The sequence below is a fragment of the Streptomyces sp. B93 genome (assembly GCF_018070565.1).
Taxonomy (GTDB): domain Bacteria; phylum Actinomycetota; class Actinomycetes; order Streptomycetales; family Streptomycetaceae; genus Streptomyces.
Map to the genome: position 1 here is coordinate 84,381 of NZ_JAGPXL010000024.1, position 14,160 is coordinate 98,540.

General features: G+C 73.5%; 8 protein-coding genes. 7 read left to right on the plus strand and 1 reads right to left on the minus strand.

Annotated elements, in window-relative coordinates; translation table 11 throughout:
- Positions 1 to 32: 32 nt before the first annotated feature.
- From KBY47_RS22560 to KBY47_RS22585, 6 genes are all read left to right on the plus strand, one after another.
- Entirely contained in the window at positions 33 to 1,817 is a 1,785-nt protein-coding gene (locus tag KBY47_RS22560) for an ABC transporter ATP-binding protein (RefSeq protein WP_210923497.1), read from the plus strand.
- On the plus strand, positions 1,814 to 3,679 hold the full coding sequence (locus KBY47_RS22565) for an ABC transporter ATP-binding protein (RefSeq protein ID WP_210923506.1): 1,866 nt from the start codon (positions 1,814 to 1,816) through the stop codon (positions 3,677 to 3,679). Before KBY47_RS22560 ends, KBY47_RS22565 begins: the two co-directional genes overlap by 4 nt.
- Entirely contained in the window at positions 3,676 to 5,418 is a 1,743-nt protein-coding gene (locus KBY47_RS22570; RefSeq protein WP_308405237.1) for an ABC transporter ATP-binding protein, read from the plus strand. Before KBY47_RS22565 ends, KBY47_RS22570 begins: the two co-directional genes overlap by 4 nt.
- Before the next feature lie 154 nt (positions 5,419 to 5,572).
- Positions 5,573 to 7,327: an ABC transporter ATP-binding protein gene (locus tag KBY47_RS22575; RefSeq protein WP_210923508.1), complete on the plus strand. Its 1,755-nt coding sequence runs from the start codon at positions 5,573 to 5,575 to the stop codon at positions 7,325 to 7,327.
- Positions 7,328 to 7,573: 246 nt separating this feature from the next.
- Positions 7,574 to 9,631, plus strand: a complete 2,058-nt coding sequence (locus tag KBY47_RS22580) for a M4 family metallopeptidase (RefSeq protein WP_210923518.1) — start codon at positions 7,574 to 7,576, stop codon at positions 9,629 to 9,631.
- A gap of 73 nt (positions 9,632 to 9,704) precedes the next feature.
- A complete protein-coding gene (locus KBY47_RS22585) occupies positions 9,705 to 10,223 on the plus strand; it encodes a DUF1990 domain-containing protein (protein WP_210923520.1) in 519 nt (172 codons plus the stop codon).
- Between the two features lie 23 nt (positions 10,224 to 10,246).
- On the opposite strand, the gene KBY47_RS22590 is transcribed toward KBY47_RS22585, so the two are convergent.
- Positions 10,247 to 12,871: a glycosyltransferase family 1 protein gene (locus tag KBY47_RS22590; protein WP_210923522.1), complete on the minus strand. Its 2,625-nt coding sequence runs from the start codon at positions 12,869 to 12,871 to the stop codon at positions 10,247 to 10,249.
- Positions 12,872 to 13,441: 570 nt separating this feature from the next.
- On the opposite strand from KBY47_RS22590, the gene KBY47_RS22595 reads away from it, so the two are divergent.
- Positions 13,442 to 14,160: maltotransferase domain-containing protein (locus KBY47_RS22595; RefSeq protein ID WP_210923523.1), on the plus strand; the 719-nt coding region annotated here is incomplete at its 3' end.

The following is a 14,160-nucleotide window of genomic DNA, read 5'->3' on the forward strand; positions in this document are numbered from 1 at the left end:
AGTGTCAGTGGCAAACCGTAGGCTCGCCCCTGATGCCCACGACACCTGCCTCCCCCAGCGACCGCTCCGACCGGCACGCCGTCCGCACCCTCCTGCGCCTGTGGCCGTACGTCCGCCCCGTGCGGGCGCGGCTGTTCACCGCCGCGTTCATCGCCATCGTCGCCTCCTGCACGGGGCTGGTGATCCCGCTCGTGCTGAAGTGGATCGTGGACGGGCCGGTCGCCGACCGGGACCCGGCGGGGGTGTGGCTCGGGGCGCTGTACCTGCTGCTGCTCGGCATCGCCGAGGCGCTGCTGTTCGGGCTGCGGCGGTGGCTCGTCGCACGGCCGCTGGCGGGCGTCGAGGCGGAGATGCGGGCGGATCTGTACCGGCATCTGCAACGGCTGCCGGTCGCCTTCCACGACCGGTGGGCCTCGGGGCAGCTGCTGTCCCGGGGGACCACGGATCTGATGCTGCTGCGGATGTTCCTCGCTTTTCCGCTGACGTTCCTGCTGGTCAACGGGGTCACCATCCTCGTCGGCGTGATCATCATGCTGGCGCAGGACTGGGTGCTCGGGCTGGTCGTCCTCGTGCCCGCGGTGCCGGTGATGGTCACCTGCGCGGTCTTCGAGAAGCGGTACGCCGTCGTGGCGCGGCGGGCGCAGGACCAGGTCGGGGACCTCACGACGGTCGTCGAGGAGAGCGTGCTCGGCATCCGGATCATCAAGGGCTTCGGGCGGCACCGCAGTCAGGCGCGGGCGTTCCGTGAGCTGTCCCGGACGCTGCGGGGGACCGAGCTGCGCAAGGCGCGGCTGCTGGCGGCGATCTGGGGGGTCATCATCACGCTGCCGGAGCTTGCCATCGGGGCGGCTCTGGTGGTGGGCGTGGTGATGGTGGCGGACGGGGGGCTGTCCGCCGGGACGTTGGTCGCCGTCCTGTCGACGGCGCTCGCTCTTCGGTGGCCTGTGGACTCGATCGGGTTCCTGCTGGCGATGAGTCAGGAGGCGGCGACGGCCACGGAGCGGTACTTCGAGGTGATGGACGAGGGGGTCGAGGACAGCGGGGTTGCCGGTGCGGGGGCGTCCGGCTCAGCGGAAGCCGGGCTCCGTTTCCACGACGTCAGTTTTCGGTATCCGGATGCTCCGCCCGACTCTCCGCCGGTCCTTCACCACATCGATCTGCACATCCGGCCCGGGGAGTCCATGGCGCTCGTCGGGGCCACCGGCAGCGGGAAGACGACGCTCACCGCGCTGCTGCCGCGGCTGCATGAGGTGACCTCGGGGCGGATCACCCTCAACGGTGTCGACATCAGGGACATGAGCCGCGAGGAGCTTCGCGAGAAGGTCGCCGTCGCGTTCGAGGAACCCACCCTCTTCTCCGCCAGCATCGGGGAGAACGTCCTCATGGGGGCCCGGGACGGCGCGGGTGCGGGTGAGCTGGAGCGGGCGCTCGCCGTCGCGCAGGCCGAGTTCGCGCACGCGTTGCCGCAGGGGACGGACACCCAGGTCGGTGAGCAGGGTCTGAGCCTGTCCGGCGGCCAGCGGCAGCGCCTCGCGCTCGCGCGGGCGGTCGTGGGACAGCCGGAGTTCCTCGTCCTCGACGACCCGCTGTCCGCGCTGGACGTGCACACGGAGGCCGCCGTGGAGGCGGCGCTGCGGCAGGTGCTCGCGGACACCACCGCCCTGATCGTGGCGCACCGCCCGTCGACGGTGCTGCTCGCCGACCGGGTGGCGCTGCTGTCCGGCGGCCGGATCGCCGCCGTGGGCACCCACCACGAACTGCTGCACGGCAACGCCGAGTACGCCCATCTGATGTCCGGGGAGGACGACGACCGATGACGGCCCCCACGACGTCCCCGCCCGTCACGGCGGAGGAGGACGAGGACCGGCCCCGCGCCGCTGACACCTCCGGCGATCCCTTCGACCGGGATGTGCTGCCCACGCCGCCCGGCGCCACCGGCGCGCTGCTGCGTTCGCTGCTCGCGCCGATGAAGGCCCGGGTGGCGTTCACGACACTCCTGCTGCTGCTCCAGCAGGCGGCCGTGCAGGCGGGCCCGCTGCTGGTGGCGTACGCCATCGACCATGCCGTACCGGCGTTCCGCGCCGACGACCTGGGGCCGCTGGTGGCGGTCGGCGTCGGCTATCTGCTGTGCGCGCTGGCGTCGGGCGGGTTGCAGTACGGCTTCATCGTGGCGGCGGCGCGGGTGAACCAGGACGTGCTGCTGGATCTGCGCGGCCGGATCTTCCGGCACGCGCAGGCACTCAGCGTCGACTTCCACGAGCGGTACACCTCGGGCAGGCTGATCTCCCGTTCCACCACGGACATGGAGTCGCTGCGCGAGCTGCTGGACGAGGGCCTCCAGGAACTGGTCACCGTCATCCTGTCCTTCGTGTACATCGCGGCGCTGCTGCTCTGGCTGGACCTGGGCCTCGGCGCGGTCGCGGTGGCGTCGTTCGTGCCGTTGTACGGGCTGGTGCGGCTCTACCAGCGGCGGGCGCGGCAGGTGTACCAGGTGCGGTCGACGGCGATCGCGTCGGTGATCGTGAAGTTCGTGGAGACGATGAACGGCATCCGTCCGGTGCGCGCGTTCCGCCGGGAGGCCGCCAACGACGCCGACTTCCGGGTGCTGAACCGGCGGCACGAGCGGTCCAACGGCGACGCGCTGCTGGAGATGGCCCGCTATGTGGTGGGCTCCCGGCTGGTCGCCAACACGGCCGTCGCGGGCATCGTGCTGTGGGGCGCGTACCGGGTGGCGGACGGCACGCTGGCGCTGGGTGTGCTGGCGGCGGCGGTGCTCTACCTGCGGCGGCTGTACGACCCGATCGACCGGCTCGGCATGTTCCTGAACTCCGCCCAGTCGGCGGCGGCCTCGCTGGAGAAGATCGCGGGCCTGCTCGCACAGACGCCGTCGGTGCCGGAGCCGTCGGCACCCGGGGAACTGCCGGAGCGCCGGTCGGACGGGCCGGGGCGGGAGGTCGTCTTCGACGGGGTGCGGTTCGCGTACCGCACCGGCGGTGAGGTGCTGCCCCGCTTCGACCTGACCCTTCCGGCCGGACAGACGGTCGCGGTGGTCGGTTCGACCGGTGCGGGCAAGTCGACGCTGGCGAAGCTGCTCGCCCGCTTCTACGACCCCACCGAGGGCCGGGTGCTGCTGGACGGCGTCGACCTGCGCGAGCTGCCGGTGCCGGAGCTGCGGCGCGGGGTGGTGATGGTGACGCAGGAGGCGTTCCTGTTCTCCGGCACGGTCGCCGAGAACATCGCTATCGGCCGCCCGGAGGCGTCCCGCGAGGAGATCGAGGAGGCGGCGAGGGCGATCGGCGCGCATGACTTCATCGCCGCGCTGCCGGACGGCTACGACACGGACGTACGCAAGCGGGGTGGCCGTATCTCGGCCGGTCAGCGGCAGCTGGTGGCGTTCGCGCGGGCGCTGCTCGCCGATCCGGCGGTGCTGATCCTGGACGAGGCGACGAGTTCGCTGGACGTCCCCGGGGAGCGGGCGGTGCAGCGGGCGATGGCGACGGTGCTGAAGGGGCGTACGGCGGTCGTCATCGCGCACCGGCTGTCCACCGTCGAGATCGCGGACCGGGTGCTGGTCATGGAGCACGGCCGGGTCGTCGAGGACGGCACCCCGGCCGAACTGATCGGCGGGGCGGGCCGCTTCGCGGATCTGCACCGGGCGTGGCGGGACAGTCTGGCGTGAGCGCCCGGTGGTGGCGGCCGGGCATCGACGCGTACGGGGACCCCGGTACCCCGGACCGGCGCGGCGGCGGGCGGTATCTGTGGTGGCTGGTGCGGGCGCAGGCGGGCCGGTCGGTGGCCGCGGCGGTGCAGGGGACGGTGTCGCTGGCGACCGCGGCGCTGGTGCCGTACCTGATGGCGCGGGCGATCGACGAAGGGCTGGAACCGGGCGCGCTGGGGGTGCTGGCGGGCTGGGTGACGGTGCTGGTGGTGGCGGGGATGGTGATCTCCTGGCTGGACATCACGCGGCACCGCACGATGACCCGGGTCCGGATGGACGCCAACTTCCGCACGGTGAAGGTGGTGCTCGCGCAGTCGGTGCGGCTGGGGGCCTCGCTGCGGCGGCAGGTCGCGGCCGGGGAGGTCGTCACGATCGGGGTGGGCGATGTGCAGACCATCGCCACCGCGCTGACGGTGATCGGGCCGGGGGTGGGCGCGGTCGTCACGTACGCGCTGGTGGCGGTGTTGCTGCTGGCGGTGTCGCCGCTGCTGGCCGTGGTGGTGCTGCTGGGGGTGCCGGTGATCGGGGTGCTGGTCGGGCCGTTGATGGGGCGGTTGCAGGGGGTTGAGTCGGCGTACCGGGAGCGGCAGAGCATGCTGACGGCGCGGATCGGGGACCTCGCGGGCGGTCTGCGGGTGCTGAACGGGCTCGGCGGCAAGCGGCTGGTGGCCGAGGCGTTCGACCGGGACTCGGGGCGGCTGCGCGCCGAGGGCTACCGGGTGGGCGCGGTGACCAGCTGGATCCAGGCGCTGGGGCTCGGGCTGCCGACGGTCTTCCTGGCGGTGGTGACCTGGCTGGCGGCGCGGCTGGTGGTGCGGGGCGACATCACGGTGGGCGAGCTGGTGTCGGTGTACGGGTACGTGGCGGTGCTGGTGGTGCCGGTGGCGTACTTCCTGGAGTTCGGCAACCAGGTCAGCCGGGGTCTGGTGGCGGCGCGGCGGGTCGTACGGTTCCTGGGTCTTGAGCCGCTCGCGGACACCGGGGTGCGGGACGCCCCCACGGAACCGGCCGCGCTGTACGACCCGGCGTCGGGGGTGCGGGTGCTGCCGGGGCGGCTGACCGCGCTGGCCTGCGCGCGCCCGGCGGACGCGGCGGCGGTGGTCGACCGGCTCGGGCGGTTCGTGCCGTCGGACGCCACCTGGGGCGGGGAGCGGTTGGACGACATCGCGCTGCCGCAGGTCCGGGACCGGATCCTGGTCGCGGACCACGAGGCCGACCTGTTCGCGGGCACGCTGCGGGAGGTGGTGAGCGGACGGCGGCGACCGGACGACGCGGCGATCGCGCGGGCGGTGCGCGCGGCGGTCGCCGACGACATCGTGCAGGGGCTGCCGGACGGCCTGGACTCGCGGATCGACGCGCAGGGCCGCAATCTCTCCGGGGGCCAGCGGCAGCGGGTGCGGCTGGTGCGGGCGCTGCTGGCGGAGGCGGAGGTCCTGCTCGCGGTGGAGCCGACGTCCGCGCTGGACGCCCACACGGAGGCGGCGGTGGCCCAGCGGCTGCGGGCGGCGCGGGCGGGCCGTACGACCGTCGTCACCACGACCTCGCCGCTGGTGCTGGACCAGGCGGACGTGGTGTACCACCTGGTCGACGGAAAGGCCGTCGCCCACGGCACCCACCAGGGCCTGCTGTCCTACGACCCCGCGTACCGCTCCCTGGTGGCCCGGGACGCGGACCCCGACGCCGAGGAGGCTCTGCCGTGACCGGCTGCCACGGAGAGCTGCCGGTCGCCGGGCGAGGAGCGCTGCGGCGGGCCCCGGACCGGCCGGGCGGAACCAGCCACCGGCCCCTCCCTGCCCGGGGCACCGACAGCGGAACCGGCCCCGACACCGACACCACCCCTGAGGAGAACCTGTCATGACCGGCTCCGACGGGCGGCTGCCCGTCGCCTCGCGGGAGGAGGTGCGGCGGGCGACCGGGCGGCTGGTGCGCGCCGACGGGCGGGGGTTCGCCGTGGTGCTCGGGCTGAACGCGGCGGCGGCCGGGGCCGGGCTGGCCGGGCCGTGGCTGCTGGGGCGGATCATCGACGAGGTGCGCTCGGGGGCCGGGGTGGCCACCGTGGACCGGCTGGCGCTCGTCATCGTCGGCTGTGCGCTGGCGCAGTTGCTGCTGGCGCGCTGGGCGCGGTACGCGGGGCACCGGTTCGGGGAACGGACGCTGGCGCGGATCCGGGAGGGGTTCGTCGGGCGGGCGCTGGGGCTGCCCGCGTCGGTGGTGGAGCGGGCCGGTACCGGGGACCTGACGGCACGCGGCACCGCGGACGTGGCCGCCGTGGGCACCACCCTGCGGGACGCCGGGCCCGAACTGCTGGTCTCCGGTGTGCAGGTGCTGTTCCTGCTCGCCGCGGTCGTGGTGGTGGACCCGCTGCTGGGCGCGGTCGCCGCGGTCACCCTCGCGCCCGTGTGGCTGTCGGTGCGCTGGTACCTGCGCCGGGCGCGGACCGCCTATCTCGCCGAGGGCGCGGCCACCTCCGATGTCGCGGAGATCGTCGCGGCGACCGCGGCGGGCGCCCGCACGGTGGAGGCGTTCGGGCTGCGGGAGCGGCGGACGGCGGCCGGTGGGGACGCCCTGGAGGCGGCCCGTCGCACCCGGCTGCACACGCTCTGGCTGCGCAGTGTGTTCTTCCCGGCGGTGGACTTCAGTTACGTGCTGCCCGTCGCCGGGGTGCTGATGTTCGGCGGCTGGCGGTACACGGAGGGCGCGCTGAGCCTGGGCGCGGTGGTGACGGCCGCGCTGTACCTGCGGCAGCTGACGGAACCGCTCGACCAACTGCTGATCCGCGTGGAGCAGTTGCAGGCCAGTTCCGCCTCCTTCGCCCGGGTGGAGGGGCTGGCGGCGGTGGACCGGCCGGCCGGCACGGAAGGGCTCGTTCCCGCCGGTGACCGGATCGATGTGACCGGGGCGCGGTTCGCCTACGACCGGGGCGGTGAGGTGCTGCGCGGGGTCGATCTGACGGTGCGGCCCGGGGAGCGGCTGGCGGTGGTCGGCCCGTCCGGCGCGGGCAAGACGACGCTGAGCAGGCTGCTGGCGGGAGTGGACGCGCCGACAGAGGGGTCGGTGACGGTGGGCGGGGTGCCGGTGGCCGCGCTCGGCCCGGAGCAGCTGCGCCGCCAGGTGGTGCTGGTCACCCAGGAGCACCATGTCTTCCTCGGCACGGTCCGCGACAACCTCCGGATCGCCGAACCGGCCGCCACGGACGAGCGGTTGTGGGCGGCGCTCGCCGCGGTCGGCGCGGACGGCTGGGTGCGGGAGCTGCCGGGCGGCCTGGACGCCGAGCTGGGCACGGGCGCCCAGGGCGCGGACGGTTCGCAGGCGCAACAGCTCGCCCTGGCCCGGGTCGTGCTGGCCGACCCGCACACGCTGATCCTCGACGAGGCGACCGCGCTGCTCGACCCGGCGACCGCCCGGCACACCGAGCGCGCCCTCGCCGCCGTACTCCAGGGCCGTACGGTCATCGCGATCGCGCACCGGCTGCACACCGCGCACGACGCGGACCGGGTGGCGGTGATGGAGGACGGCCGGCTGACCGAGCTGGGCACGCACGAGGAGCTGGTGGCGGCGGACGGGGCGTACGCGCGGCTGTGGCGGACGTGGCACGGGGACACGCCCTAGCCGGACACGGCCAGACGCCCTGGCCGCCCCTGCCGCCCGGGAACCGGTCCGTTTATCGAACGTGAACTCCCGGTCAACGGACCACATCCGGCCATTCTATTGACGCGCTCCTGACAGAAACCGCGCTCTCCTGTCACGCTTCCCACGGCCCCGCACCCCAGGCACCACCTGTTCTGCCCGGACGGCCGACCCGCCGTCCGGTCTCCCCATGGCCGCGCGACCCGCGGTCACGCAGAAGGAGTCAGTGTGAGCAGCCACCCCCACAGACCCACCCCCTCCCGCACCCCACGCCGCCGCGCCGCCGCCGTGGCGCTGGCCGGTGTCGCCGCCCTGGTCGCCACGGCCGTCCAGTCGGGCGCCGCCACCGCCGCCCCGGAGCAGGCCGGTCAGGCCCGGCCGGTCGCGGGCAAGGCCGACCCGGGCGCCCTGCCCGTCAAGCTCACCCCCGCCCAGCGCGCCGCGCTGCTGCGCGAGGCCGGTGCGGACACCACCGGGACCGCCGCCGAGATCGGCCTCGGCGCCAAGGAGAAGCTCGTCGTCAAGGACATCGTCAAGGACCGCGACGGGACCCTGCACACCCGCTACGAGCGCACCTACGCCGGTCTGCCCGTCCTCGGCGGTGACCTGGTCGTCGCCACCTCCGCGTCCGGCGCCGTCGAGAACGTCACCCGCGCCACCCGGGCCGCCCTCAAGGTGCCCACCCTGACCCCGGAGGTCGGCGCCGCGCACGCCGAACGGCAGGCCCTGGCCGCGGCGGAGGCCGAGGACGCCAAGAGTCCCGACGTCAGCCGCGAGGCCCGCAAGGTCGTCTGGGCGGCCGACGGCACACCGGTCCTCGCCTACGAGACCGTCGTCGGCGGCTTCCAGCACGACGGCACCCCGCAGGAACTGCACGTCGTCACCGACGCCGTCAGCGGCGAGAAGCTGTACGAGTGGGAGGCCGTCGAGACCGGCACCGGCCACACCGTCTACAGCGGCACGGTCCCGCTCACCACCACCCAGTCCGGGTCGACGTACAACCTCACCGACGGCGCCCGCGGCAACCACCGCACCTACAACCTCAACCGCGGCACCTCCGGCACCGGCACCCTCTTCTCCGGCGCCGACGACGTCTGGGGCGACGGCACCCCCGCCAACGCGGAGTCGGCCGCCGCCGACGCGCACTACGGCGCCGCGCTGACCTGGGACTACTACAAGAACGTGCACGCCCGCAACGGCATACGCGGCGACGGCGTCGGCGCCTACTCGCGGGTCCACTACGGCAACAACTACGTCAACGCCTTCTGGTCCGACAGCTGCTTCTGCATGACCTACGGCGACGGCGCGAGCAACTCCAACCCACTCACCTCGATCGACGTGGCCGGGCACGAGATGACCCACGGGCTGACCTCCAACACCGCGGGGCTGGTCTACAGCGGCGAGTCCGGCGGCCTGAACGAGGCCACCTCGGACATCCTCGGCACCGCCGTCGAGTTCTACGCCGCCAACTCCTCCGACGTCGGCGACTACCTCATCGGCGAGGAGATCGACATCCGGGGCAACGGCACCCCGCTGCGCTACATGGACCAGCCCAGCAGGGACGGCTCGTCCAAGGACAGCTGGTACTCCGGGATCGGCTCGATCGACGTGCACTACTCCTCGGGACCCGCGAACCACTTCTTCTACCTGCTCAGCGAGGGCAGCGGCACCAAGACCATCAACGGTGTCACCTACAACTCCCCCACCTCCGACGGTCTGCCGGTGACCGGCATCGGCCGCGCCAAGGCGGAGCAGATCTGGTTCAAGGCGCTCACCACGAAGTTCACCTCCACCACCAACTACGCCGCCGCCCGCACCGGCACCCTCGCGGTCGCCGGTGAGCTGTACGGCACCACGAGCACCGAGTACAAGGCGGTGCAGGACGCCTGGGCGGGCGTGAACGTCGGCGCCCGCTCCGGTGGCGGCGACGAGACCGGCACGTCCTTCGAGAACACCGCCGACGTGTCCATCCCCGACAACGGCGCCGCGGTGACCTCCGCGATCGCCGTGACCGGCCGGGCGGGCAACGCTCCCGCGAACCTCCGGGTCACCGTCGACATCGTGCACACCTGGCGCGGTGACCTGGTGATCGACCTGCTCGCGCCGGACGGCACCGCGTACCGGCTGAAGAACTTCTCCTCCTCCGACTCGGCGGACAACGTCCAGGAGACCTACACGGTCGACGCGTCCTCCGAGACCGCCAACGGCACCTGGCGACTGCGGGTGCAGGACCAGGCGCGCTACGACACGGGCTACATCAACAGCTGGAAGCTGACGTTCCCGTAAACCCTCCACCGCAGCGCGTCCCAGCGGCAGCCGGAGCCACCGGGCTCCGGCTGCCGCCGTACGCTTGGGTCCCATGGCTGGGGCGGAGTTCACCTACGAGGACGTCGGCGCGACCCGGGAGCCGGACTTCTGTCCGCCCGGGTTCCACCGGCTGCACGTGCGCACCCGCATCGGCGAGGGCGAGGCGGTGTTCCGGCGGGCCGCCGAGGCCCTGGGCACCTGGGAGCTGCACCGCACGATGGGCGTCACCATGGACACCGGCGCCGACCGCGCGGCCCCCGGCGTCGACGTCACCGTCCGGCTCGCCGGGGTGGTGAAGGCGCCCTGCCGGGTGGTGTGGACGGTGGACGAGTACCGCCGCTCGGGATGGGCGTACGGCACGCTGGACGGCCACCCCGAGTGCGGGGAGGAGGCATTCGTCGTGGAACGCACCGGCGACGGCACGGTCTGGCTGACCGTACGGGCCTTCAGCCGCCCGGCGAAGTGGTACACCCGCGCGGGCGGCCCCGCCAACCGCGGCTTCCAGCACGCCTACGCCCACCGCTGCGGCAAGGTCCTGCGCCGCCTGTGCGCCCCGCACGCACAGGACTGAGCCGCACCCCGGACCGGCGCACCTCACCGCATCAGCACCCCGGCCCCCTCCGCCACCTCCTCCGAAGGCACCGCCACCAGACCGACCTCCGTGGGCGAGGCCAGCAGGCGGTGGGCGGGGAGGATGCGGACCGTGTAGCCGTAGGGGCCGGTGCGGTCGAGGGCGAGGGGGCCCTCGTAGGCCCAGCGGCCCTCCAGGTCGGGACCGCCCGCGGCCTTCAGGGCGACCGTCGTCGCGTCGGCGATGCGGTCCTCGGAGTCGACGCGGCCGGAGACCGCCTGCACCTCCACGTCGTCCGGGCCCAGGTCGCCGAGGCCGACGCGCACCCGGAGGGTGAGCGTGGTGCCGAGTTCGGCGGTGGCGGCGGTCGCCGAGGTCTCCACGTGGTCGACGGTGACCCGCGGCCAGGCCGCGCGCACCCGGGCCTTCCAGTTGGCCAGTTCGCGCGCGGAGTCCGGGCCGGCGGCCCGGTGGGCGCGGGCGGCGGGGGCGTACAGCCGCTCCACGTACTCGCGGACCATGCGGCCCGCGAGCACCTTGGGGCCGAGCAGGCTGAGCGTCTGGCGGACCATCTCGATCCACCGGTCCGGCAGCCCGGTCGCCCCGCGCTCGTAGAAGCGCGGGGTCACCCGCTGCTCCAGCAGGTCGTACAGCGCCGCGGCCTCTATGTCGTCGCGCCGGTCCGCGTCGGTGGCCGCGCCGTCGGCGGTGGGGATCGCCCAGCCGAAGTCGGGCTGGAACCACTCGTCCCACCAGCCGTCCAGGACGGACAGGTTGAGGCAGCCGTTGAGCGCGGCCTTCATCCCGCTCGTCCCGCACGCCTCCAGCGGCCTGAGCGGGTTGTTCAGCCAGATGTCGCAGCCGGGGTAGAGCTTCTGCGCCATGGCCATGCCGTAGTCGGGCAGGAAGACGATCCGGTGCCGCACCCGCGGGTCGTCGGCGAAGCGGACCAGTTCCTGGACGAGCCGCTTGCCGCTGTCGTCCGCCGGGTGCGCCTTGCCCGCGACGACGATCTGCACCGGCCGTTCGGGGTGCAGCAGCAGCTCCATCAGCCGGTCCCGGTCGCGCAGCATCAGCGTCAGCCGCTTGTACGAGGGGACACGCCGCGCGAACCCGATGGTCAGGACGTCCGGGTCGAGCACCCCGTCGATCCAGCCCAGCTCGGCGGTCCCGGCGCCGCGCTGCCGCCAGGAGGCCCGCAGCCGTCGCCGTACCTCCACGACGAGCTGTTCGCGCAGGTCCCGCCGGAGGTCCCAGATGTCCTGGTCGGGGATGTCGGCGACGGCGTCCCAGCGCTCGGAGCCGCCCACCGACAGCGCGTCCTCGGTGCGCTGGGCGCCGATCTGCCGCGCGCCGAGCCGGAACACCTCCGGCGCCACCCAGGTGGGCGCGTGCACCCCGTTGGTGACGGAGGTGATCGGCACCTCGTCGGGGTCGAAGCCCGGCCAGAGCCCCGCGAACATGCCCCGGCTGACGTCGCCGTGCAGCAGGGAGACCCCGTTGGCGCGCTGGGCGAGGCGCAGGCCCATCACGGCCATGTTGAACAGGTTGGGCTCCCCGCCGGGGTAGGTCTCCATGCCCAGGTTCAGGACGCGCTCGACGTCGATGCGGGGCAGTTCGGCGTCGCTGCCGAAGTGGCGGGCGACCAGCTCCCGGTCGAAGCGGTCGATCCCGGCCGGGACGGGCGTGTGGGTGGTGAACACCGTCCCGGCGCGCACCGCCTCCAGCGCCGCGTCGAACTCCAGCCCCCCGTCGCACAGCTCGGCGATCCGCTCCAGGCCGAGGAAGCCCGCGTGGCCCTCGTTGGTGTGGAACACCTCGGGCGCGGGATGCCCGGTGAGCCGGCAGTACGTCCGCACCGCCCGCACACCTCCTATGCCGAGCAGCATCTCCTGGAGCAGCCGGTGCTCGCTGCCGCCGCCGTAGAGCCGGTCGGTCACCCCGCGTTCGTGGGGGTCGTTGTCCTCCACGTCGGAGTCGAGCAGCAGCAGCGGGATCCGGCCGACCTGGGCCAGCCAGATCCGGGCGCGCAGCGACCGCCCGCCGGGCAGCGCGAGGGCGACCTGCGCGGGGGTGCCGTCGGCCTCGTCGAGCAGGACGAGCGGAAGTTCGTTGGGGTCGAGGACGGGATAGTGCTCCTGCTGCCAGCCGTCCCGGGAGAGGGTCTGCCGGAAGTAGCCGTGCCGGTAGAGCAGACCGACGCCGATCAGCGGGACGCCGAGGTCGCTGGCCGCCTTCAGGTGGTCGCCGGCGAGGATGCCGAGGCCGCCGGAGTACTGGGGCAGCGCGGCCGTGATGCCGAACTCGGGGGAGAAGTAGGCGACGGCGGCGGGCAGTTCGGCGGAGTTCGGCTGGGTCTGGTACCAGCGGTCGCCGGTGACGTAGTCGTGCAGGTCGGCCGCGACCGTGGTGAGGCGGCGCAGGAAGCGGCGGTCACCGGCCAGTTCCGCGAGCCGCTCCGGCGCCACGCTGCCCAGCAGCAGTACGGGATCGCCGTCCGAGGCGGCCCAGCGTTCGGGGTCGACGGACTGGAAGAGGTCACGGGTCTCGGGGTGCCAGGACCAGCGGAGGTTGCGGGCGAGATCGCTCAGGGGCGCAAGGGGTTCGGGGAGTACGGGACGGACGGTGAACCGACGGATCGCCTTCACATTCCACCTCGGCGGTTGTGGAAGAGACCGCCGGGGGCGGTCTCGTCGTCTGACGGGAAACGGTACCGGCGCGGACACCGCCTCCGCTGGGAGTGGCACCCGGCAGTTCGTCCGGAAATCGCCGCGATCCCCCTCTGCCCACTTCGGACGATATGGCCGATTCCGCCCCCCGGGCACCCTTGGACGCCGCACCCCGCACGAGAGGCTGCCCAGGGCCGTAACGGTCCACGCCACGCGTATACGGCGAACGGGGCGCACGGGACGGCCCGTTGGGGAGCGCGTTCGCCGTGGGCGCGGCGCACGGCAATGTCTCCGGTCAGAGCACCGGCTCACCGGAGGAACTCCGGCGTGTACCGGCCTCTTGAGGGCACACTCACGCCATCTGCTCCAACCCTCTCGGACGAGGCCGGTCTTGTGTGTAGACATACGCGTGAGTAGTTAACAAAGTGCCGGATTGCTCACCCGAATAGGGTGGGAAGGCTGCCTGCGGAACACCCCGCAGGCACCTCACGCATGACCCATCTCCCACATGCCATCCGCCCACCCACGTTGACGCGGACAGGAGCGGTGATGCCAGCCACGCACCACTCGTCAGCACCCCCGACACCCAGCACCCGAGGCCACGAGACCTTCCCCGGGCGCCCCGCCGACGCCGGTCCGCCGGCCCCGGAGCCACCCTTCGCGGGCGACGACACCGCTGTCGGGCGCATACCGGTCCTCGACGTCCGCCCCGTCGTCCAGCGCGGACGCCGCCCCGCCAAGGCGGTGACCGGCGAGGAGTTCGAGGTGTCGGCCACCGTGTTCCGCGAGGGACACGACGCCGTCGCCGCCAATGTCGTACTCAGGGATCCCGAAGGGCGGCGGGGTCCCTGGACGCCGATGCGGGAACTGTCCCCCGGCACCGACCGCTGGGGCGCCACCGTCACGGCCGGGGCGCCCGGCCGGTGGACGTTCACCGTGGAGGCCTGGGGCGATCCGGTCACCACCTGGCGGCACCACGCACAGATCAAGGTCCCCGCCGGCATCGACACGGACCTGGTCCTGGAGGAGGGCGCGCGGCTGCACGAACGCGCCGCAGCCGGGGTGCCCACGGCGGACGGCCTGCGCGCCACCGTCCTCGCCGTCGTCGACGCCCTGCGCGACGAGTCGAGGCCCGCCGCCTCCCGTCTGGCGGCGGCGTTGACGCCGGAGGTGGACGCGGTGCTGGCCCGCTACCCGTTGCGGGACCTGGTGACCGTCTCGGAGGAGATGCCGCTGCTGGTGGAACGGGAACGTGCCCTGTACGGCGC